This window comes from Parahaliea aestuarii (assembly GCF_008064635.1).
In the GTDB taxonomy this organism is placed as follows: domain Bacteria; phylum Pseudomonadota; class Gammaproteobacteria; order Pseudomonadales; family Halieaceae; genus Parahaliea; species Parahaliea aestuarii.
In genome coordinates, this window is the sequence record NZ_VRYZ01000005.1 from 308,863 (window position 1) to 331,110 (window position 22,248).

17 protein-coding genes are annotated in these 22,248 nt (G+C 60.3%); 9 read left to right on the top strand and 8 right to left on the bottom strand.

The annotated features are described in order from the left end of the window. Positions 1 to 97: 97 nt before the first annotated feature. The 4 genes from lon to FVW59_RS13100 all read left to right on the top strand — a co-directional run bounded on the left by lon (position 98) and on the right by FVW59_RS13100 (position 6,289). The gene (lon, locus tag FVW59_RS13085) at positions 98 to 2,509 is read left to right on the top strand and encodes an endopeptidase La (protein ID WP_148064786.1); all 2,412 of its coding nucleotides are present in this window, start codon (positions 98 to 100) and stop codon (positions 2,507 to 2,509) included. 219 nt (positions 2,510 to 2,728) lie between these two features. Then, entirely contained in the window at positions 2,729 to 3,004 is a 276-nt protein-coding gene (locus FVW59_RS13090; RefSeq protein WP_116364149.1) for an HU family DNA-binding protein, read from the top strand. Between the two features lie 175 nt (positions 3,005 to 3,179). After that, complete coding sequence (locus tag FVW59_RS13095; RefSeq protein ID WP_148064787.1) at positions 3,180 to 5,060, top strand: SurA N-terminal domain-containing protein; 1,881 nt, start codon at positions 3,180 to 3,182, stop codon at positions 5,058 to 5,060. A gap of 44 nt (positions 5,061 to 5,104) precedes the next feature. After that, positions 5,105 to 6,289: a phosphoglycerate dehydrogenase gene (locus FVW59_RS13100; protein ID WP_148064788.1), complete on the top strand. Its 1,185-nt coding sequence runs from the start codon at positions 5,105 to 5,107 to the stop codon at positions 6,287 to 6,289. A gap of 10 nt (positions 6,290 to 6,299) precedes the next feature. Here the strand turns inward: FVW59_RS13100 and FVW59_RS13105 are convergent, their stop codons facing one another. After that, on the bottom strand, positions 6,300 to 7,151 hold the full coding sequence (locus tag FVW59_RS13105; protein WP_148064789.1) for a YiiX/YebB-like N1pC/P60 family cysteine hydrolase: 852 nt from the start codon (positions 7,149 to 7,151) through the stop codon (positions 6,300 to 6,302). 83 nt (positions 7,152 to 7,234) lie between these two features. On the opposite strand from FVW59_RS13105, the gene FVW59_RS13110 reads away from it, so the two are divergent. Further along, a complete protein-coding gene (locus tag FVW59_RS13110) occupies positions 7,235 to 7,753 on the top strand; it encodes a DUF1285 domain-containing protein (RefSeq protein ID WP_222711507.1) in 519 nt (172 codons plus the stop codon). Between the two features lie 493 nt (positions 7,754 to 8,246). Here the strand turns inward: FVW59_RS13110 and FVW59_RS13115 are convergent, their stop codons facing one another. Continuing rightward, positions 8,247 to 9,899, bottom strand: coding sequence for an electron transfer flavoprotein-ubiquinone oxidoreductase (locus FVW59_RS13115; protein WP_148064791.1), 1,653 nt, complete (start codon positions 9,897 to 9,899; stop codon positions 8,247 to 8,249). Positions 9,900 to 10,205: 306 nt separating this feature from the next. Here FVW59_RS13115 and FVW59_RS13120 point away from each other — a divergent pair, with 306 nt between their 5' ends. After that, on the top strand, positions 10,206 to 10,955 hold the full coding sequence (locus FVW59_RS13120) for an electron transfer flavoprotein subunit beta/FixA family protein (protein WP_148064792.1): 750 nt from the start codon (positions 10,206 to 10,208) through the stop codon (positions 10,953 to 10,955). Then, positions 10,955 to 11,884: an electron transfer flavoprotein subunit alpha/FixB family protein gene (locus tag FVW59_RS13125; protein ID WP_148064793.1), complete on the top strand. Its 930-nt coding sequence runs from the start codon at positions 10,955 to 10,957 to the stop codon at positions 11,882 to 11,884. Before FVW59_RS13120 ends, FVW59_RS13125 begins: the two co-directional genes overlap by 1 nt. A gap of 527 nt (positions 11,885 to 12,411) precedes the next feature. Here FVW59_RS13125 and FVW59_RS13130 read toward each other — a convergent pair. From FVW59_RS13130 to FVW59_RS13140, 3 genes are all read right to left on the bottom strand, one after another. Then, on the bottom strand, positions 12,412 to 13,590 hold the full coding sequence (locus FVW59_RS13130) for a cation:proton antiporter domain-containing protein (RefSeq protein ID WP_148064794.1): 1,179 nt from the start codon (positions 13,588 to 13,590) through the stop codon (positions 12,412 to 12,414). A 91-nt stretch (positions 13,591 to 13,681) separates the two neighbouring features. Continuing rightward, a complete protein-coding gene (locus FVW59_RS13135; RefSeq protein ID WP_148064795.1) occupies positions 13,682 to 14,152 on the bottom strand; it encodes a DUF934 domain-containing protein in 471 nt (156 codons plus the stop codon). After that, a complete protein-coding gene (locus FVW59_RS13140; RefSeq protein WP_148064796.1) occupies positions 14,136 to 15,800 on the bottom strand; it encodes a nitrite/sulfite reductase in 1,665 nt (554 codons plus the stop codon). The genes FVW59_RS13135 and FVW59_RS13140 overlap by 17 nt, the downstream gene beginning before the upstream one ends. A gap of 205 nt (positions 15,801 to 16,005) precedes the next feature. Here FVW59_RS13140 and FVW59_RS19705 point away from each other — a divergent pair, with 205 nt between their 5' ends. Continuing rightward, entirely contained in the window at positions 16,006 to 16,119 is a 114-nt protein-coding gene (locus FVW59_RS19705; protein WP_222711508.1) for a methionine synthase, read from the top strand. A 23-nt stretch (positions 16,120 to 16,142) separates the two neighbouring features. On the opposite strand, the gene FVW59_RS13145 is transcribed toward FVW59_RS19705, so the two are convergent. Beyond that, positions 16,143 to 16,373, bottom strand: coding sequence for a DUF2970 domain-containing protein (locus FVW59_RS13145; protein ID WP_148064797.1), 231 nt, complete (start codon positions 16,371 to 16,373; stop codon positions 16,143 to 16,145). Between the two features lie 16 nt (positions 16,374 to 16,389). Further along, entirely contained in the window at positions 16,390 to 20,076 is a 3,687-nt protein-coding gene (gene metH, locus FVW59_RS13150) for a methionine synthase (protein ID WP_148064798.1), read from the bottom strand. Positions 20,077 to 20,283: 207 nt separating this feature from the next. Here metH and nfuA point away from each other — a divergent pair, with 207 nt between their 5' ends. Next, on the top strand, positions 20,284 to 20,859 hold the full coding sequence (gene nfuA / locus FVW59_RS13155) for a Fe-S biogenesis protein NfuA (protein ID WP_148064799.1): 576 nt from the start codon (positions 20,284 to 20,286) through the stop codon (positions 20,857 to 20,859). Positions 20,860 to 21,132: 273 nt separating this feature from the next. Here the strand turns inward: nfuA and FVW59_RS13160 are convergent, their stop codons facing one another. Next, positions 21,133 to 22,209 (bottom strand): 3-deoxy-7-phosphoheptulonate synthase, encoded by a 1,077-nt coding sequence (locus FVW59_RS13160; RefSeq protein WP_148064800.1) that lies wholly within the window; start codon positions 22,207 to 22,209, stop codon positions 21,133 to 21,135. Positions 22,210 to 22,248 lie beyond the last annotated feature (39 nt).

The following is a 22,248-nucleotide window of genomic DNA, read 5'->3' on the forward strand; positions in this document are numbered from 1 at the left end:
CGCCGGGCCCGGGCATTTGCTGCAGTCCCCTTGTAGCGGGGCCATTGGCCCCCATATAAGGCTGTAAGCCTCGGACTTCCTCAACCCGGAGATATATATGGGTTCCCCTTCTGTCGTCGAACTTCCCCTGCTGCCCCTGCGTGATGTGGTGGTGTACCCCCACATGGTGCTGCCTCTGTTCGTGGGTCGGGAAAAATCCATCGAGGCCCTGGAGGACGCCATGGCCAGCGACAAGCAGGTTCTGCTGGTCGCCCAGCGCGATGCTGCCGATGACAATCCCGGCGCCGACGATATCTACCAGGTTGGTACTGTCTCCAACATTCTGCAGTTGCTGAAGCTGCCTGACGGCACCATCAAGGTGCTGGTGGAAGGCGGCTATCGCGCGGTGATCGACGCGGTGGACGACGATGGCCGCTTTGCTGTCGCCGGTGTGCGCGAAATCGAGAGCGACGAAATTCCAGAAGACGAAGCCGAGGGCCTGCTGCGCTCGACGGTTGGCCAGTTCGAGAAGTATGTCAACCTGAGCAAGAAAGTGCCGGCTGAGGTGCTGACCTCACTCACCGGCATCGACGAGCCGGGTCGACTGGCCGACACCATTGCCGCCCACATGAGCGTCGATCTGGAGGAAAAGCAGAAGATCCTCGAGATGGCCAACATCCGCACCCGCCTCGAGCACCTGATGGGCCTGATGGAGGCGGAGATCGACCTGTTCCAGGTGGAAAAGCGCATTCGCGGTCGCGTCAAGAAGCAGATGGAAAAGAGCCAGCGCGAGTACTACCTCAACGAGCAGATGAAAGCGATCCAGAAAGAGCTGGGCGAGATGGACGAGGCGCCCAACGAACTGGATGAACTGCAGGGGCGTATCGACGCGGCGAAAATGCCGGAAGAGGCGAAGGTTAAAGCCGAAACCGAACTGGGCAAACTGAAGATGATGTCGCCCATGTCCGCGGAGGCTTCGGTGGTGCGCAGCTACATCGACTGGATGGTATCGGTGCCCTGGGCCAAACGCAGCAAGGTCAAGCATGACCTCAAGGGTGCGACCGAGATTCTCAACGCAGATCACTACGGCCTGGAAGAGGTGAAGGAGCGCATTCTCGAATACCTGGCGGTGCAGAAGCGTGTGCGCAAGGTCAAGGGTCCGGTGCTGTGCCTGGTCGGTCCGCCCGGCGTCGGTAAAACCTCTCTGGGGGAATCACTGGCGCGCGCGACCAACCGCAAGTTTGTGCGCATGGCCCTGGGTGGCGTGCGTGACGAGGCCGAGATTCGCGGCCACAGACGCACCTATATCGGTTCCATGCCCGGCAAACTGCTGCAGAAAATGGCCAAGGCCGGAGTGCGCAATCCGCTGTTCCTGCTGGACGAAATCGACAAGATGGGCATGGATCATCGCGGCGACCCGGCTTCAGCGTTGCTGGAAGTCCTGGACCCCGAGCAGAACCACGCGTTCAACGACCATTACCTGGAGGTGGATTACGACCTCTCCGATGTGATGTTTGTCTGCACCTCCAACACCATGAATATCCCCGGCCCGCTACTGGACCGGATGGAAGTCATCCGTATCCCCGGTTATACCGAAGACGAGAAGGTCAATATCGCGCTGCGCTATCTGCTGCCCAAGCAAATCAAGCAGAACGGCTTGAAGAAGGGCGAAATCGAGGTGCCGGAAGCGACCCTTCTCGACATTATTCGTTACTACACCCGCGAGGCCGGCGTGCGCGCCCTTGAGCGCGAGATCGCCAAGCTCTGTCGCAAGATCGTCAAGGCCATTGCCCTGGAGCAGCAGGGCGACAGTGCCGTCGTTGAACGGGACATGCTGGCGGATTTGCTGGGGGTGCGGAAATTCAACTACGGCATCGCCGAGGAAGAGAACAAGATCGGCCAGGTGACCGGCCTGGCCTGGACGTCTGTCGGTGGTGAGTTACTGACCATCGAAGCCGTGTCGGTGGCCGGCAAGGGGCGCCACGTCAAAACCGGTTCCCTCGGTGATGTGATGCAAGAATCGATACAGGCTGCTACCACCGTGGTGCGCAGTCGCTCCCAGTTGCTGGGTATCAACGCCAGTTACCACGAGAAGCACGATGTGCATATTCACGTGCCGGAAGGGGCGACACCGAAGGACGGCCCCAGCGCCGGTATTGCCATGTGTACGGCGCTGGTCTCAGTCTGTACCGGTATTGCAGTGCGCGCCGATGTCGCCATGACGGGAGAGATCACCCTGCGCGGGGAAGTGTTACCGATCGGTGGGTTGAAGGAAAAACTGCTGGCAGCGCGTCGCGGCGGCATAAAGACCGTGATCATTCCGAAAGAGAATGAGCGCGACTTGAAAGAGGTGCCTGACAATATCAAGGCGCACCTGGATATCCGGCCGGTCAAGTGGATTGATGAAGTGCTGACCATCGCGCTGGAGCAGATGCCGGAGCCCCTGAGTGACGAAGAGTACCTCGCCGGCACGATGGCGGCGGGCAAAGACGACGAACAGAGCGAGCAAAACCGGATAAATACGCATTAAAACGAGGCTTCCGGTTGACCCAATTCCAAGCTCTGGTATAAAGTCAGCCGACTGATCAGGCGGCTACCCCCGGTAGCTTTTAGCCCGATATCTGTAGGGTTTCCGGCGACGCGCCAGGTCGTGCCGCCAACCGCAGCAGCAGCCGAACAAACAACTGATTCGCCCCCGCAAGTCGGGGGCTCATCCAAAACGCCACCTATAAATTCCAAGGGGATAAGTGTGAACAAGACCGAACTCATTGATGCCATCGCCGCCGCCGCCGACCTGCCGAAAGCTTCTGCAGGCCGTGCGCTGGATGCCGTGGTAGACAGCATTACCGAAGCCCTCGCCAAAGGCGAGCAGGTTTCACTGGTTGGCTTTGGCACCTTCGCCGTCAAGCCGCGTGCAGCCCGTGAAGGCCGCAACCCGCAAACCGGCGCCACCATCCAGATCGCCGCTTCCAACGTCCCCGGCTTCAAGGCTGGCAAGGCGCTGAAAGACGCGGTAAACGCCTGATTACGGCGTTCCCCAGCAAGCCGCTGGCAGGAACTCCCGAAGGGTAGAACACAGAAAGGCGCACGTTTACGTGCGCTTTTTTGTATTTGAATGACAGGGCGCGCACCGGGTTACCGGCAAGCCGCCGGGCTGCTGCGGCAGTCGTTTACGTTGAAGTCCATCGGATTACACTCCCATGCTGCAAGATATTCGCCAGAACGTTCAGGGCACCGCGGCCAAGGTCGTGGTGTGGGTTATTGTCGTTTCCTTCGCCCTCTTTGGCATCGAATCCATACTCCTCGGCGGCAGTAGCTCGGGGGTCGCCGAAGTGAATGGCGAGGAAATCAGCCCGATGGAGGTGCAGCAGGTGGTGAATACCCAGCAGCGCCAGCTGATCTCCATGTTCGGCGAGAACATCGATCCAGCGATGCTGGACGAGCAGCGCCTGAGCAACCAGGCACTGCAGAGCATCATTGGCCGGCGCCTGCTGGTGCAGTCTGCCACCGAGATGAATCTGGCTGTGTCCGACACGGAAATGGGGCGACTCATCAGTGGCATGGAACAGTTCCAGATCAACGGCCAGTTCTCGCCCGAGCTGTACAAAAGCACTCTGGCACAGGCTGGTTATACACCGGCTTCCTTCAAGCAGACACTGCAGCAGGATATTCTGGTCAATCAGTTGCGCAGCGGTTTGCCCGGCAGTGAGTTTTCCACCCCTGCCGAGCGGGAGCTGGCGGCGCGCATCGTTGCCGAACAGCGCGATATACGCTACCTGACGGTTCCGCTGGCGGCGGTGGAGGCGGGCGTCTCCGTGAGCGACGAAGAGATTGCGGCCTATTACAATGCCAACGAGTCATCGTTCTACAGCGACGAGAGCGTAACTCTCAGCTATATCGAATTGCGGGCGTCTGATTTTACTGCCCCGGTTGACGAAGATGACTTGCTGGCCATGTACGAGCAGGAAAAGAGCGGCTATCAGTACCAGACTGAAAACCGTGTTTCCCATATCCTGCTGACCCAGGGTGAAGACGAAAGCGATGCCGATTACGCCGCGCGTATTGCCGACGTGCAAAAGCAGCTGAATGAAGGCGGTGACTTTGCGGCCCTCGCAGAAAGTGCCTCTGATGATATCGGTTCCGCCAGCGCCGGCGGTGATCTCGGTTACAGTGCCGGCGACGCCTTCCCCGAGGCCATGGAAGAAGCCATTGCCAGCCTGGAGTTGAACACTGTGTCCGAGCCGGTAGCCACCGACGCCGGCACCCATTTTATCGTGGTGACCGAACGCCGCGAAGGCGAGGCCCCGAGCTTTGCCGAAATGCGCCCGGAACTGGAGCAGCGTGTGCAGGAGCGCGAGTCCCAGGCTGCATTGCTGAGTACTGTGGAAACGCTCCGCGATCTCGCCTTCAACGCCCAGAGCCTGGCCGGCCCGGCGACGGAACTTGAGCTTGAAGTGCGTACCAGTGATCCGGTGACGCGCAATCAGGCAGAGGGCCTTTTTGCCAATCCGGCACTGCTTGCCGCGGCTTTCTCCGAAGACGTACTGGAGATGGGGCACAATAGCGAAGTGTTTGAACTCGCCCCCGATCATTTCGTTGCCTTGCGGGTAGAAGAACATCGGGAGCCGGAGCTGCAACCGCTGGAATCTGTGCGCGATGAGATTGCCGTGACGCTGCGCGATCAGCAGGCTCGGGCAGCCGTTGCCAGAATTGCGGAACAGGCCGTGGCACGCCTGCGTGCCGGCGGCAGTGTTGAAGCTGTGGCGGAAGCGCTGGGTTTTGAATGGCAGGTTGAAATTGGCGCCCAGCGGGATTCCGGTATGCTCAATCCCGCTCTCGCCGATGCCGCCTTTGCATTGCGCGCGCCGCCTGAAGGTGAACGAGTTGCCGACTACACCATGACGCCCACGGGTGATGCGCTGGTCTACGAAGTATCGCGCGTCGCGCCGGGTAAACTCGGCGAATTGCCGGCGGCAAGGCAGGCGCAGATCAGCCAGCTGGTGGACGGTGAGCACGGCGTTCTGGTGCAGGAGGAGTTTCGACGCGAGCTGCGCGAGCAGGCGGACATCACTGTTTATTAAACAAACGCCACTCCTATAAGAGAAGAGACAGGGACGTAGTCAACATGGCCAAGCGCATTCTTACCCTCAACCAGATTTCAGTACTCGGTCTGGAGCGGCTGCCCCGCGACAGCTACGAGATAGCCAGTGAGTTTGCTCATCCCGACGCCATTCTGCTGCGCAGCCACAAGCTCCAGGCGGACGATATCGCCGACAGCGTACTGGGCATTGCCCGCGCCGGGGCCGGTGTCAACAACATTCCCGTTGTGGAGTGTACGCGCCGCGGCATCCCGGTTTTCAACACCCCCGGGGCGAATGCCAATGCGGTAAAGGAACTGGTGGCTGCGGGCCTGTTACTCGGTTCCCGGGGTATTCTTGAGGGCAGCGACTATGTCGACACCCTGGCGGGCGTAACGGACAAAGCCGAATTGAATCGCACCCTGGAAGCCCAGAAAAAGCAGTTCAAGGGCAGTGAACTTTACGGTAAACGCCTCGGCGTAGTGGGCCTTGGCGCCATCGGCTCGCTGGTCGCGGAAATGGCCCTGACCCTGGGTATGGAAGTGATGGGCTATGATCCGGCCCTGTCGGTCGATGCGGCCTGGCGCCTGCCCAGCGAAGTGAAGAAGGCCGATACACTGTCAGCCCTGTTCTCCCGCTGCGACTACATCAGCCTGCACCTGCCGGTACTGGACTCCACCCGCGACCTGGTCAATAGCGAGCTCCTGGGCGCCATGCAGCCACATGCCTGCCTGCTCAACTTTGCCCGCCAGGAAATCGTTGACGAGGCCGCGTTGGTAGGCGCGCTGGACAAAAAACAGTTGCGCAAGTACATCGCCGATTTCCCCTCGCCGGCGCTGATAGGCCGCAAGGATGTCATTCTGACACCGCATATCGGCGCCAGTACCGACGAGGCGGAGGACAACTGCGCGGTGATGGCGGTAGAACAGCTGAGGGATTTTCTCGAGAACGGCAATATCCGCAACTCGGTGAACTTTCCCACCCTGCAACTGGAGCGGGTCAGTGGCTGCCGCCTGGCAGTGACCAACAGCAATGTGCCGAAAATTCTCGGCAGCGTATTGGCCCTTCTGGCTGACGAAAACATTAACGTTATCGACATGTTGAACAAGAGCCGCGAGGAAGTGGCCTACAACCTGATCGATATCGATACCACACCGAGCACCGAATTGCTGGAAACCATGCGCAATCTCGACGGCGTCACCAGCGTGCGCCTGATTGGCAGCTGCGCCTGAGGCGGCTGCTTCAGGCCTCGTCCGCCGCCGGCTCCGCCGGCAGATCTTCTCCCACGGAAACATAGAGTCCCCGTTCATCTTCATTCAGCTCGCCGGTGCCACTCCAGGGCAGCAGGCGCTGGTCACTGTAGGCGTGAAAATCAAGGAATGGGTACTTGATGATGTCGAAGTACGGTGAGTAGTCAAAGTCACTCGGTGTACACAACTTCGGATTGCGCATGTAGAGCTTGTAGCGCTCGCCCTCCAGCCGCTTTACCAGTGGCAGAATGGGAAACTGGATGCTGCCAAAGGCCTCGGCGATCATGGTGGAGCACACCGTGTGCGTGGTTTTCCCCGGATTGGTCTTGAACAGGCTGGAGCGCCAGCGTCTCGGCAGGACCCACCAGGGAAACAGGAAGCGGGCGAGATCGAAAATCTGCCGCACGTCGTAGGCCGTGCCGAGGCGACCGATGGCGTAGGCGATCACCTGCTGGCTGTCGTGGTAGCCGAGGTTGCGCGGGCGGCAGATTCGCAGGTGCTCTTCTTCATAGACGGTCAGTGGGCGCACTATGGTGCCCATGCCAAGCTCGCTCTCGATTATCAGCTGCTTGTCGGCGGTGCCGATGTAGTGCTGGCGCAGCAGGTCCCGCAGCAGCGGGTTTTCCAGGTCGTGCAGGCGGCCGATATAGAGCGCCGCGTGTGACCAGCTACTCTGGGTGATGAGCTTGATCACCTCGCTGACGCGGGAGCGTCCCTCCACCAGAATCACGTCGCAGGGCTTGACCTCGTGGCGAATCCTTTCAAAGTCACTCAGTGGCGTGCTCGGGAGCGGGCGTTTGTGTTGCAGCCACCGAATGACGGCTTTGCGCATCCAGCTGATCATACCGTCCTTCGTAAATCGCTATACTCTGTCCTTATAACGCAGCGGGAGTTTCTATGCCAGCCTCGAACAAAACCGGACGCGATTTGGACACACTGCAAGACCAGGTGAAAGCCGGTCGCAATTTTGATGAGCCACCACTGGAAAAATGGCATCCGCCATTGAGCGGTGAAATCGATATTGTGATTCGCAGCGACGGCAGCTGGTGGCACGAGGGCGACCCCATCGAGCGACCCGAGATTGTGCGCCTGTTTGCCACTATTCTGCGGCGCGAGGACGATGGTGAGTACTACCTGGTGACGCCGGGGGAGAAGTGGCGCCTGCAGGTTGAATCGCATCCTTTGCTGATTACGGAGATCGATCGCGTGGGTGATGAGCTCGTGGCGACGCTCAATACGGGCAAACGCGTTGTGCTGGACCGGGAGCACGGGCTGTTTCTGGATCCGGACTGCGAGGGTGTTGCCGGCATTCAGCTCAATCACGGGCTGACGGCGCTCTGTAGTCGGGCGGCGTGGTATCGGCTGGTGGAGATGGCAGAGGGGGAGGGTGATGAGCTGTTGGTGTGGAGTGGAGATGTGAGTTGGAGTTTGGTGGGTAATGACTAGCAGAGCGATGCTGGCTTCGTTTTAAAGAACGTTGGCGGGTTACGGTCGGGGTAGCCCTTTCGCGAACCGCCAAAAAGCAGACGTCCATGTCAGGCTCGACGTGCCGAATGCGGCCCAACCCATCCATGGGCGCCGACGTTCGCTACAGGGCTACCCCAACCGCGCCCCTTCGATTTAGACGTAGGAGTGCTTGCCTCTTACGTAGAAACCGACATTCAGATTTGTGCCTGAATCAGGTGGGAGTTTTGCAGAAGTTCTGGTCGAAGGCTTGTGATGCCGGTGGCCCTGGAGCAAATGTAGGCGCACAGGACGTGCGCCTACAAGCCTGACATGGATGTCCGCTTTTTGGCGGTTTGCGCAAGGGCCACCGGCATCGCGAGCCGCCACCAGCCGTAAGACGAAGCTCACGCAAATTAGCACGCAGAAACAAAAAAGCCCGCAAAAGCGAGCTTAGGAAAGAGCAGGGCAGGGCTGCAAAACCCTGCAAGAAACTTCACATGTTCGGGTAATTCGGCCCACCAAACCCTTCCGGCGTCACCCAGACAATATTCTGCGCCGGGTCCTTGATGTCGCAGGTCTTGCAGTGGACACAGTTCTGGGCATTGATCTGGAAACGCTTGCCGGCCTCATCTTCCACAATCTCGTACACGCCCGCCGGGCAGTAGCGCTGGGCAGGCTCGTCGTACATCGGCAGATTCTGCGTCAGCGGAATGTCCGCATCCTTCAGCGTCAGGTGACAGGGCTGGTCTTCCTCGTGGTTCGTGTTCGACAGGAATACCGAGGACAGGCGGTCAAAGCTGATCTTGTTGTCAGGCTTCGGGTAAACCGGCTTCTTGCAGTCCGCCGCGGGTTTCAGCGTGGCGTAATCCGGCACCGTGTCGTGCAGGGTGAAGGGCAGTTTGCCGCCGAAGATATTCTGGTCGATCCACACCATTGCTGACCCCACCAGAGTGCCCAGCTTGTGCATGAAGCCGGAGAAATTGCGGGTGGCATAGAGCTCTTCATAGAGCCAGGACCCCTTCACCTTGTCCGCGTAGCTGGCCAGATCCTTCGGTGCGCTCTCACCCTGGGCCAGGGCCTCCACCACGGCTTCCGCCGCCAGCATGCCGCTCTTCATGGCGGTGTGGTTGCCCTTGATCTTGACGCTGTTCAGGGTGCCGGCGTCGCAGCCGATCAGCAGGCCGCCGGGGAAGTGCATCTTCGGCAGGGAATTGAGACCGCCCTTGGCGATGGCGCGGGCGCCGTAAGTGAGGCGGGTGCCGCCCTCAAGGTATTTGGCGGTCTCCGGGTGGTGCTTCCAGCGCTGGAATTCCTGGAAGGGGCTCATGTGCGGATTGGAATAATTGAGGTCCGCGATCAGGCCCAGGTACACCTGATTGTTCTCCGCGTGGTAGAGGAAGGCACCGCCGCTGGAGCCGGTTTCCTGCAGCGGCCAGCCCAGTCCGTGCACCACCAGGCCGGGCTGGTGCTTGTCAGCGGGAATCTCCCAGATTTCCTTGAGGCCAATGCCGTAGTGCTGGGGGTCCTTGCCCTCGTCCAGCTTGAGCTTGTCGATCAGCTGTTTGCCGAGGTGGCCGCGGCAACCTTCGGCAAACAGGGTGTATTTGGCGTGCAGCTCCATGCCCGGCATGTAGCTGTCTTTCTGTTCTCCGCTGGCACTGATGCCCATGTCGCCGGTGGCGATCCCCTTGACACTGCCATCCTCGTGGTAGAGCACTTCGGCGGCGGCGAAGCCGGGGTAGACTTCCACACCCAGCCCCTCGGCCTGCTCCGCCAGCCAGCGGCATACGTTGCCCATGGAGACAATGTAGTTGCCGTCGTTGTGGGTGGGTTTGGGGATGAAGAAATTGGGCAGTTTGATGGCGCTCTTTTCACTCGTGTAGAAAAAGAAGCGATCCTCGCTGACCTCGGTGGCCAGCGGTGCGCCCAGTTCTTTCCAGTTGGGGAACAGCTCGTTGATGGCGCGGGGTTCCAGCACGGCGCCGGAGAGAATATGGGCGCCGACTTCGGAGCCTTTCTCCACCACACAGACAGTGATTTCCTGTTCTTTTTCCTGGGCCAGCTGCATGATGCGGCAGGCGGCCGACAGTCCTGCAGGTCCGGCGCCGACGATGACTACATCAAATTCCATTGCTTCGCGTTCCACAAGCCTGTCCTCTCTGTCGTTGCTCTGTTGTCTTTTTGGCAGTCGGCGCGGCAGGGGCCGACCCGTGAAAAGGGGCGCAAGTATATAATTTTCAAAGATTAATGGCCATAAAGCCGATGAATGGTACGTATAGCTAAATTGACCGTTTGCGTTAACTTCACTGTCGCCTACAGCTATTGACCTCCCCGGTCTTTGGCGGCAACATGTTCCGCCGTTAAATCGCGGGCGCCCGATTTTGGCCGCTTTCCAGCCGTCTCTTTATCGCCCTTAATTCACCCACTTACGTCTTACTGTGTTGGAGAATCCATGAAGGTTCTTGTTGCTGTAAAGCGCGTCGTTGACTACAACGTCAAAGTCCGCGCCAAAGCCGATGGTAGCGATGTTGACCTTAACAACGTCAAGATGGCCATCAACCCGTTCTGTGAAATCGCCGTTGAAGAGGCCGTGCGCCTGAAGGAAGCCGGCGTTGCCTCTGAAGTGGTCGTGGTTTCCGTGGGCGAGAAGTCCTGTCAGGAGCAAATCCGCACCGCACTGGCACTGGGCGCCGACCGCGGCATCCAGGTGGAAACCGAAGGCGCCGTCGAGCCGCTGGTGGTGGCCAAACTGCTCAAGGGCGTGGTCGAGAAAGAACAGCCCCAACTCGTTATCCTGGGCAAGCAGTCCATCGATGGCGACAACAACCAGACCGGCCAGATGCTGGGCGCGCTGGCCAACATGGCCCAGGGCACCTTCGCCTCCGAGGTCAAGGTCGACGGCGATGCCGTCAGTGTGACCCGCGAAGTGGATGGCGGCCTGCAGACAGTCAAGCTGAAGCTGCCCGCTATTGTCACCACCGACCTGCGCCTGAACGAACCCCGTTATGCCTCCCTGCCCAACATCATGAAGGCCAAGAAGAAGCAGCTCGATGTCTTCTCCCCGGCCGACCTGGGCGTGGAAGTGAAATCCCACCTCACCCAGCTCCGGGTTGAGCCGCCGGCAGAGCGCCAGGCCGGCATCAAGGTAGCGAGCGTGGACGAGCTGGTCGACAAACTGAAAAACGAGGCGAAAGTAATCTGATGAGCACTCTGGTTATTGCAGAACACGACAATAGCACCCTCAACGGAGCGACCCTCAATGCGGTGACCGCAGCCCAGGCACTGGGTGCAGACATCGACATCCTCGTCGCCGGCGCCGATTGTGCCGCCGTGGGCGAGCAGGCCGCCGCTGTTGCCGGTGTCAACAAGGTACTGGTAGCGGACAACGCCGCCTACGGCCACCAGCTGGCAGAGAACCTGGCCCTGCTGATCGCCGAGGTCGGCGCCGCGTACGACAACGTGGTTGCCCCCGCCACCACCAACGGCAAGAACACCATGCCCCGCGTTGCGGCGCTGCTGGACGTCGCCCAGATTTCCGACATCCTTTCTGTCGAATCCGCCGACACCTTCAAGCGCCCGATCTACGCCGGCAACGTGATTGCCACTGTGCAGTCCGCCGATGCCAAGAAGGTGATCACTGTGCGCACCACAGCTTTCGACCCCGCTGCGCCCGAAGGCGGTTCCGCCAGCATTGAGGCCGTATCCTCTGCCCACGACGCCGGTATTTCCGAGTTCGTCGGTGAAGAGCTGGCCAAGTCCGACCGTCCGGAACTGACTGCCGCTTCTGTGGTTATTTCCGGTGGCCGTGGCATGCAGAACGGCGAAAACTTCAAGCTGCTGGACGGCATTGCCGACAAACTGGGTGCCGCCATCGGCGCTTCCCGAGCTGCAGTTGACGCGGGCTTTGTACCCAACGATATGCAGGTCGGCCAGACCGGCAAGATCGTCGCTCCGGATCTGTACATCGCGGTCGGTATTTCCGGCGCGATTCAGCACCTTGCCGGTATGAAGGACTCCAAGGTCATCGTGGCCATCAACAAGGACGAGGACGCCCCGATTTTCCAGGTGGCGGACTACGGCCTGGTGGCGGACCTGTTCGAGGCGCTGCCGGAGCTTGAAGGCAAGCTGTAAGCCTTTCCTGCTATCGATCAGAAGAGCCGGCCTTTGTGCCGGCTTTTTTGTTATTGAAGGAACGGAATTGCATAGTTACTGATGCAGTGGCGTCTTACGGCTGGAATAGCCCTTCCGCGAACCGCCAAAAAGCGGACATCCATGTCAGGCTCGACGTGCCGAATGCGGCCCAACCCATCCATGGGCGCCGACGTTCGCTGCAGGGCTATCCCAACCGTAAGCCTTCGATTCAAACACCTGAGACTTACTCCAGTTGATGAGGTATTTCGTTATGCCGCTTGATTCGGCGGGTAAAGCGCAATTCTTTGAGTAGAAGGCTTGTGATTCCGGTAACCCTGGAGCAAATGTAGGCGCACATGGATGTGCGCCTACAAGCCTGACACGGACGTCCGCTTTTTGGCGGTTTGCGCAAGGGTTACCGGAATTGCGAGCCGCCACACAAACCGAGTACGAAGTGCCTAAAATCTATTCATGGAGGTTTCCACAAGCGTTTTCAGGATCAAGCTAAATATACAAATCAACTGAATTCAATCCCGCCGCAGTCGATCCGAAATTGCAATCGGTGTCGGATAGTTCAGCACCACAATATACGACGACGCCAACAGTGTGATGATTGTCGTCGCCTGAATAAGCAGCGACGCACTCTGTCCAATCAGACCGTTGGCAATCGCCACATAGGCAATCAACAGCGAAAACTCACTCGCCTGCCCCAGGCGGAAACCCAGGTCCCAGGCCAGTACCCGCTTCTCGCTCATCCCCTTCAGCAGATAGCGATACACCACCGGCTTCACACCGAGCACCAGTACCGACAGCAGCAGGGCGGGCAGCAGCACAGTGCTGAGCAGCGCCAGCTCAAAGCGCGCGCCCACCGAGAAGAAAAACAGGATCAGGAAAAAATCCCGCAGCGGCTTCAGGTTCACCGCGATGTACTGGGAGATAGGGCTGGTGGCGATAGTGATACCGGCGAGAAAGGCGCCGATTTCCGCAGACAGGCCGGCCAGTTCCGCTACCTCCGCCACGCCCAGACACCAGCCCAGGGCAACCAGGAAAATGTACTCGTGAAAGCGGTCGAAGCGGGTGATCAACGGTAGCAATACGTAGCGCACGGCCAGCCAGGCACCCGCTCCCAGCAGGGGCAGTGCAAGAAAGGGAAAGGCGATCTCCCACAGCATGGTGTCTTCCGCCTTATTGCCCCCGGCGGCGCCCAGCAGCACCAGCACCATAATCGCCAGCAGGTCCTGCAGCAGCAGCAGGCCGATCATCAGTTCGCCGATATGGCGGTGATGGAGGATGGTGGTGGGCAGCAATTTGATGCCGATGATAGTGGAGGAGAACATCATCGCCGCGCCGATTACCAGGGATTCCAGTGCGGAAAACCCGAACAGTCGTGCCACGGCAAAGCCCATGAGCGCAAAGATGGCGGAGCTGGCCAGGCCAACCACCGTCGATTTGCGCAACGTAGCCAGCAGCGCCCTGGGCTGCATGTCCAGCCCGAGCAGAAACAGCAGGAAGATAATGCCGACGTGGCCGATGTCGGACAGCAATTTTAGATCGGTTACCAGCGAGGCACCATAGGGGCCGATGGCGGCGCCGAGGGCGATGTAGGCGATGATCAGGGGCTGGCGGGTGTAGAGGGCGACCGAGGCGAAGATGGCCGCGCCGGTGAAGATCAGGAAGAAGGAAAAGGTAATGCTGCCGCCGTCCATAGTGCACTAACCACTGTGAGTCCGTTCACAGTGTACTGGAGGGGAGGGGGCCGGGGACAGGAACGCCCCGGCAATTATTGCGGTTTGCCGATCAGGCGCGACGGCGAAACAGCGGCAGGGGCTGGTCGACCGCCGCCTGATAGTGTTCGCTGAAATCGCCGAGGCTGGCGACGGCCTCTTCCAGTTCCCTGTCGTCGTTCATCTGGAAGGCGTTGAAGCCCACCCGACTCAGGTAGTGCAACTGATCGCGGATAAAACCGCCAACCGCCCGCAGTTCCCCGGTATAGCCGCGCTGGCGCAGTTCCCGGGCATAGGAAAAGCCGCGGCCGTCGGTAAATACCGGGAAGCTGATGGCGATCAGTTCGATGTCCGCAAGGTGGGGCAGTAGCGTCTCTACGCCGTCGCCCGGCTCGAGTTGCACGGCGCTGCCAGCCTTGTCATCCAGTGCCTGCCACTGACTGAGTGTGGCAATCACGCCCGGAGCGGCGTTGTCGGCCTCGGTGTCCACCGCCTGCCAGCGCTCATCGTTGACGACTTCGCCGTTCTTAATCAGCTTTGGCATAGACGCGCTCCTTGAAGGGGTCGATACCCACGCGACGGTAGGTGTCGAGGAAGGTTTCCTCCTCACCGCGCAGATCCACGTAGGTGTTGATAATTTTTTCCATTACCTCTGGCATGTCCTCCTGCTTGAAGGAGGGGCCGAGAATTTTGCCGAGGGAGGCGTCCTTGGCCTGGCTGCCGCCGAGGGAAACCTGGTAGAACTCCTCGCCTTTCTTGTCGACGCCGAGAATGCCGATATGGCCGATGTGGTGGTGGCCGCAGGCGTTCATACAGCCGCTGATATTGAGCTCCAGCGGGCCGAGATCGTAGACATAGTCGAGGTCGTCGAAACGGGCCTGGATCGCCTCCGCCACCGGTATGGACTTGGCATTGGCCAGGGAGCAGTAATCCCCGCCCGGGCAGCAGATCATGTCGGTCAGGTAGCCAATGTTGGGGGTCGCCAGGCCGGCGGACTGGAGACGCTGCCACAGGGCGTAGAGGTCCTGCTGGCGCACATCCGCCAGTACCATGTTCTGCTGGTGGGTGGTGCGAATCTCACCAAAACTGAACTGGTCCGCCAGCTCGGCCAGCAGTTCCAGTTGCCGGTCGGTGATGTCGCCGGGGGCGTGACCGGTCATCTTCAGGGAAATGGTTACCGCCTGGTAACCGGGTACCCGGTGGCTCACGGTGTTGCGCTTGACCCAGTTACCGAAAATCGGGTCCGCAGCGGCCTGCCCGGCAAGCGCCGCCGCAGCGGCGGCCTCGTCAAACTGTTCGTAGTCCGGGTCGGTAAAGAAGGAGCTGGCGCGACTGATCTCCTCTTCGGTCAGGGTGCTGGGGCCGTCCTTGATCGGAGCCCACTCTTTGGCCACGGCTTCGCGGAAGGCTTCAATGCCCATGGCCTTGACCAGGATCTTGATGCGCGCCTTGAATTTGTTGTCGCGACGGCCGTGCTGGTTGTACACGCGCAGGATGGCTTCGAGGAAGGTCAGCAGGTGCTTTTTCTCGATCCACTCGCTCACCACGGAGCCAATCACCGGGGTGCGCCCGAGGCCGCCGCCGGCCAGTACTTTGAAGCCAACTTCTCCATCCGCATTGGCTACCAGTTCCAGGCCGATATCGTGGGCGTGGATCGCCGCGCGATCCTGCTCGGTGGCGCAGACGGCGATCTTGAACTTGCGCGGCAGGAAGGCGAATTCGGGGTGGAAGGTGCTCCACTGGCGGATGATCTCGCACCAGGGCCGCGGGTCTTCCAGCTCGTCCCGGGCAACACCGGCGAACTGGTCGGTGGTGGTGTTGCGGATACAGTTGCCGCTGGTTTGCACGGCGTGCATCTGCACTTCCGCGAGCTCCGCCAGGATGTCCGGCACCTCTTCCAGCAGAGGCCAGTTGAGCTGGATATTCTGGCGTGTGCTGACGTGGGCGTAGCCCTTGTCGTAGTGGCGGGTAATGTGGGCGAGCTTGCGCAGCTGCCGGGAGTTCAGCAGGCCATAGGGCACCGCGATGCGCATCATCGGCGCCAGGCGCTGAATGTAGAGGCCATTCTGCAGGCGCAGCGGCAGGAACTGCTCGTCGCTGATCTTGCCGTCGAGATAGCGCCGGGTCTGATCCCGGAACTGGGCCACTCGCTCATCGATGATGCGCTGGTCGTATTGGTCGTAAACGTACATCGGGTGGATCCTGTCACCGCTGGCTGATTCGCGTAGGGGCGCTACCATACCAGAAAAGGTTGTGGGTTAAATATGCCTTCTTTTCATAAGGTTAGAACTCCCACTGGGAGTCCCGCAGGCCTTTCCGGGGTGGCCTTCCCAAGCGCCGGGGCGCTGCTATAATGCCGGCGCAACTGTTTTCACTGACAATCAATAAGGAGTCCCAATGTCAGGCCAATCCCAACACACCGATGGTGGTGCCGACGCTATCGCGGCCACTGCCATCATCACTATCGTTGTCTTCAGCCTCTATCTGTGGCTCTCCGGCATGCCCCACTAGGGCTTGGCCCGCAGCGCCGTTCGCTAGTGACCGGCGCTTTTCAATACCAGCTTCACCACGGCGAAAACAGTACCCATAAACAGCAGGGTGAAGATAATCCCTGCGGCGATGAAAACGCCGAAACGTCCCTGTTTGAAGTCCCGCTCGCGGTTGCGGCTGCTCTGAACCCCGAAGCCGGCGGCAAACACTGAGGCCACTACCTGCCAGGGACTGAGCTTTTCCTTTTCGTCCTTTGGTGGTTCCCTATCACTCATTGCGGCAATCTCATGCTCATGCGTTCAGGTTGGGCGCCAGCCAGCGGGCCATTTCGCGCTCTTCCATTCCCTTGCGCCGGGCGATATCCACCACCTGGTCGCGGCCAATCTTGCCGACGGCGAAGTAGCGGGACTCCGGGTGGGAGAAATACCAGCCGCTCACCGCAGATGCCGGCAGCATGGCGAAACTGTCCGACAGTTCCACGCCGGTGGCAGCCGTCGCGTCCAGCAGCCGGAACAGGGTCGCCTTCTCGGTGTGGTCGGGGCAGGCCGGATACCCCGGCGCGGGGCGGATGCCCTGGTAGCGCTCGCGGATCAGGTCCTCGTTGCTCAACTGCTCCTCGGGCTGGTAGCCCCACAACTCGGTGCGCACCTTGCGGTGCATGTGCTCGGCCAGCGCCTCGGCCAGCCGGTCGGCCAGCGCGCGCAGCATGATGCTGTTGTAATCGTCGTGATCCGCGTTGTAGGCCAGCACCCGCTCCATCACCCCGTGGCCGGTGGTCACGCAGAAGCCGCCGACGTAGTCGGAAATACCGCTGCCTTCAGGGGCGATATAGTCAGCCAGGCAGAAGTTGGCATCGCCGCCGGGCTTTTCCATCTGCTGGCGCAGGTGGTGGAGAGTCTCCAGCTCTTCACTGCGTGATTCATCGGTGTAGAGCACGATGTCGTCGCCGCGCCGGGACGCGGGCCAGAAGCCCACTACGGCTTCGGCCTTGAGCCACCGCTCGTCGATGATTCTGCGCAACATGGCCTGGGCGTCGGCGAACAATTCCCGCGCCTGGCTGCCGACCTTGTCGTCGTCGAGGATGGCCGGGTACTTGCCCGCCAGCTCCCAGGAGATGAAGAAGGGCGTCCAGTCGATCACGTCGACCAGGTCTTCCACCGGCACCTCGAGTACCCGTGTACCGGTAAAGCTGGGCACCGGGGGCGTATAGCCGTCCCAGTTCAGCTCCGGGCCGTTGGCCGCCGCCTCGGTGTAGGGCAGGGTGCGGGTGCGGGGCTGGCGATTGGCGACCCGCTCGCGTACGACGCCGTACTCTTCCTTCAACGCGGCGATATATTTCGCCTTGTTGTCACCCATCAACTGGGTTGCCACCGAGACGCTGCGCGAGGCATCCGGTACATAGATGACCTGATCGTTTTCATAGTGCGGCTCGATCTTCACCGCCGTATGCGCCTTGGAGGTGGTGGCGCCGCCGATCATCAGCGGTATCTGGAAATCCAGGCGTTGCATTTCGCTGGCCACATGCACCATTTCGTCGAGGGAGGGGGTAATCAGGCCGGATAGGCCGATGATGTCCACCTTCTCTTCCTGCGCCACCCGCAGGATTTCCTCGCAGTGCACCATGACGCCGAGATCGATCACCTCGAAGTTATTGCACTGCAGCACCACACCGACAATGTTTTTGCCGATGTCGTGTACATCGCCCTTGACCGTGGCCATCAGGATCTTGCCGTTGGTCTGGTTGCTGTCGGTCTTTTCCTCTTCGATGTAGGGCTGCAGATAGGCGACGGCCTGCTTCATCACCCGGGCACTTTTGACCACCTGGGGCAGGAACATCTTGCCCTCGCCAAACAGGTCGCCAACCACATTCATGCCGTCCATCAGCGGGCCTTCGATGACCTCGATCGGGCGCGCGAATACCTGGCGAGCGGCTTCGGCATCTTCAAGGATGTAGGTGTTGATGCCTTTGACCAGCGCGTACTCGATGCGCTTGGCCACATCCTGCTCGCGCCAGCTCAGGTCTTCCTTGCGCTCACCGCCACCGCCGCTATCGCGGTAGCGCTCCGCCAGTTCCAGCAGGCGCTCGGTGCCGTCGTCGCGGCGGTTGAGGATGACGTCTTCCACAGCCTCCCGCAGTTCGGCCGGCAGTTCGTCATACACAGCCAGCTGGCCTGCGTTCACGATACCCATATCCATGCCGGCGCGAATAGCGTGATAGAGGAACACTGAGTGAATGGCCTCGCGCACCGCGTTGTTGCCGCGGAAAGAGAAGGACACGTTGGAGACACCGCCGGAAACCAGCGCGCCGGGCAGGTTTTCCTTGATGAAGCGGGTGCCCTCGATGAAGTCCACCGCGTAATTGTTGTGCTCTTCAATACCGGTGGCCACAGCGAAGATATTCGGGTCAAAGATGATATCGCTGGGGTTGAAACCGACTTCGTTCACCAGCAGGTCGTAGCTGCGCTGGCAGATCTGCTGGCGCCGCTGCAGGTTGTCGGCCTGGCCGTCCTCGTCAAAAGCCATCACCACCACGGCGGCGCCGTAGCGGAGGCAGAGGCGGGCCTGCTGCAGGAACTCGGCTTCACCGGCTTTGAGGCTGATGGAATTCACCACCGGCTTGCCCTGGATACACTTGAGCCCGGCCTCGATCACATTCCACCGGGAGGAGTCCACCATGATCGGCACCCGGGTAATATCCGGTTCCGAGGCTACCAGGTTGAGGAAGGTGACCATGGCTTTCTCGGCATCCAGCATGCCTTCATCCATGTTCACGTCGATCACCTGGGCGCCGTCCTCCACCTGTGTGCGGGCCACATTGAGGGCGGTCTCGTAATCGTCCTCCAGTATCAGCCGCTTGAAGGCAGCGGAACCGGTGACATTACAGCGCTCGCCGACGTTGACGAAGAGGGAGTCAGCGGTGATGTTGAAGGGCTCGAGGCCCGACAGGCGGCAGGCCGGTTTCGGTTGCGGCAGTGGGCGCGGCTCAATGCCCTCAACCGCCCGCGCAATCGCCGCAATATGGGCCGGGGTAGTGCCGCAGCAACCGCCGGCCAGGTTGAGCATGCCGCGCTCTGCGAAACTGCGGAAATCCTCGAACATATCCTCCGGCGTTTCGTCGTAGTCACCGAAGGCGTTGGGCAGGCCGGCGTTCAGATGGGCGCTGAAATAGCAGCTTGCAACACTGGAAAGCTCCTCAAGAAACGGGCGTATCTCCTTGAATCTACGGCCACAATTGCTGCCAACGATCAGCGGCTTGGCGTGGGCAATGGCGTTCCAGAAGGCCTCTGGACTCTGGCCCGACAGGACCCGTCCGCTGGTGTCCGGGAAGGTCACGGAAATCATCAGCGGCAACTCGGTGCCGAGCTCTTCCTGCACCCCCTGAACCGCAAAAATGGCCGCCTTGGCGTTGAGAGTGTCGAAAATGGTTTCGATCATCAGCAGGTCGACCCCGCCCTCGATCAGCGCGCGGGTGGCGTCGCTGTAATCCCTGACCAGCTCATCAAAGTGGATATTGCGCGCCCCCGGGTCGTTGACATCGGGGGAGATGGACGCCGTCCGCGGGGTCGGCCCCAATACACCGGCCACGTAGCGGGGCTTCTCGGGGGTCAGGGCGGTCTGTGCATCCGCCACTTCCCGGGCCACGCGGGCACCGGCCACATTCAGCTCGTAGACCACCGATTCCAGGTTGTAGTCGCCCTGGGCCACCGCCGTGCTGTTGAAGGTGTTGGTTTCGATGATGTCGGCGCCGGCGTCCAGGAACTCCTGGTGCAGGCGCTTGATCACATCCGGGCGGGTCAGCGCTAACAGGTCGTTATTGCCCTTGAGATCACCGGGGTGGTCGGCAAACTGCGTGCCGCGGTAGTCCTCCTCGGACAAGCCCTGCGCCTGAATCATGGTACCCATGGCGCCGTCCAGCACCAGAATACGCTCGTTCAGGGCCCGCTCAATGGCGGTCGGTGAGGGCTTGCGGGTAGGCATGATACTGTCCTGCGCTTCAAAGGTAGTGATTGACGTCGCCGGAGGCCGCTGGCTCCGCCGAAGAGGGCGCGTATTCTAGCAGAACAGGAACCACAAGGGCGTTCAAATTCAAAGACTTCTCGTAGATAGCTAGAGAGTGCGCTAGAATACCTGACCGTTTTACTCGGAAACTCGCGATTCACCCGGAACACGGACATCGAACACATTATGGTTACCATCACCGAATCGGCCCAGGACTACCTCGCTGAACTTCTTGCCAAGCAGGACGACGCTCTCGGCGTCCGGGTTTTCATCAATCAGCCCGGCACCCCCCGCGCCGAAACCTGCATCGCATATGCCCGCGACGGGGATCTGCAGGAGGGCGACGAAGAGCGCGCCTACGAGAAATTCAATGCCTGGTTCGACGGCCGCAGTCTCCCTTACCTGGAAGACGCGCTGGTAGACTATTCGAAGGATCGCATGGGCGGCCAGCTGACGATCAAGGCGCCCAATGCGAAGTTGCCGCGGGTGGACGAGAACAGCCCGCTGGAAGACCGCATCAATTATGTGCTCTACAACGAGGTGAACCCGGCGCTGGCGTCCCACGGCGGTGAGGTGAGCCTGGTGGAGGTCACTGAGGACAAGTATGCGATTCTGCGTTTTGGCGGTGGCTGCCAGGGCTGCGGGATGGTGGACCAGACGCTGAAAGGCGGTGTGGAGAAGACGCTGCTGGAACAGCTGCCGATGCTGGCGGGCGTGCGGGATATGACCGACCATTCTGACAAGTCGAACGCCTATTACTGATTAGGCAGCGATTGAATCAAAGGGCTGGATTTTGCTGGCCTTTTTTGTTTCGATGGATCGAGTTCTATTCTGGTTGGGTGGCGGCCCGTAACTCCGATAGCCTCTCAGCAAATGTAGGCGCACAGGACGTGCGCCTACAAGCCCGACATGGACGTCTGCTTTTTGGCGGTTCGCGGAAGGGTTACCGGTGTTGCGAGCCGCCATCAAAATCGATTTATGGCAAATAAGACCTGCTGTGGTCGCTCTACCAGGTAAAGAAGCACTCTTCGACAGTCATTGCGAGTTACGCCCCGGCAACACATCCTTCAATTTTGCCCGCATATCCCGCAGCGTTTTCGCCGTCGTATCCCAATCGATACAGCCGTCCGTCACCGAAACACCGTACTCCAGATCCGCAAGATTCTCCGGAATCGACTGATTGCCCGCCTTCAGATTGCTCTCGATCATCAGGCCGACAATCGAGCGGTTGCCCTCCAGAATCTGGTGAGTCACATCTTCCACCACCAGCGGCTGCAACTCCGGCTGCTTGTTCGAATTGGCGTGCGAGCAGTCCACCATAATATTCTGTGGCACCTTCGCCTTCGCCAGCGCATCCTCGCACAGCTTCACATGCACCGAATCGTAGTTCGGCCCGGCGCTGCCGCCGCGCAGCACCACATGGCCGTAGCGGTTGCCCTTGGTGGTGTAAACCGATACCTGCCCCTCGTGGTTAATGCCCAGAAAGCGGTGCGGCTTGGCCACGGAATTGAGGGCATTGGTGGCCACGGTCAGGCCGCCGTCAGTGCCGTTCTTGAAGCCGACGGCGCAGGACAGGCCACTGGCCATCTCGCGGTGAGTCTGGGATTCGGTAGTGCGCGCACCGATGGCCGACCAGCTGATCAGGTCCTGCAGGTACTGGGGTGAAATCGGGTCCAGCGCCTCGGTGGAGGTAGGCAGGCCGAGTTCGAGGATATCCAGCAACAGCCGGCGGCCGATGTGCAGGCCTTCCTCGATCTTGAAGGAATCGTCGAGGTGGGGGTCGTTGATCAGGCCTTTCCAGCCCACGGTAGTGCGGGGCTTTTCAAAGTACACGCGCATGACGATGTACAGCGTATCGGAGACTTCGTCGGCGAGCTCCCGCAGGCGTTTGGCGTAGTCGATGGCGGCGGCGGTGTCGTGAATGGAACAGGGGCCGACCACCACGAACAGGCGCGGGTCCTTGCGATCGAGGATGTCCCAGATGGTCTGCCGGCTGCCGGTGACCATCCGCTGGGCCGCTTCGCTCAGGGGCAGGGCGCTTTTCAGCTGCTCCGGGGTGATCAGCACATCCTGTGAGGCGACATTGATATTGTGTACGGCTGTGTTGCTCATTACTGCTTACCTGCTAGAGTATTTGCCTCTCGCGCCGGC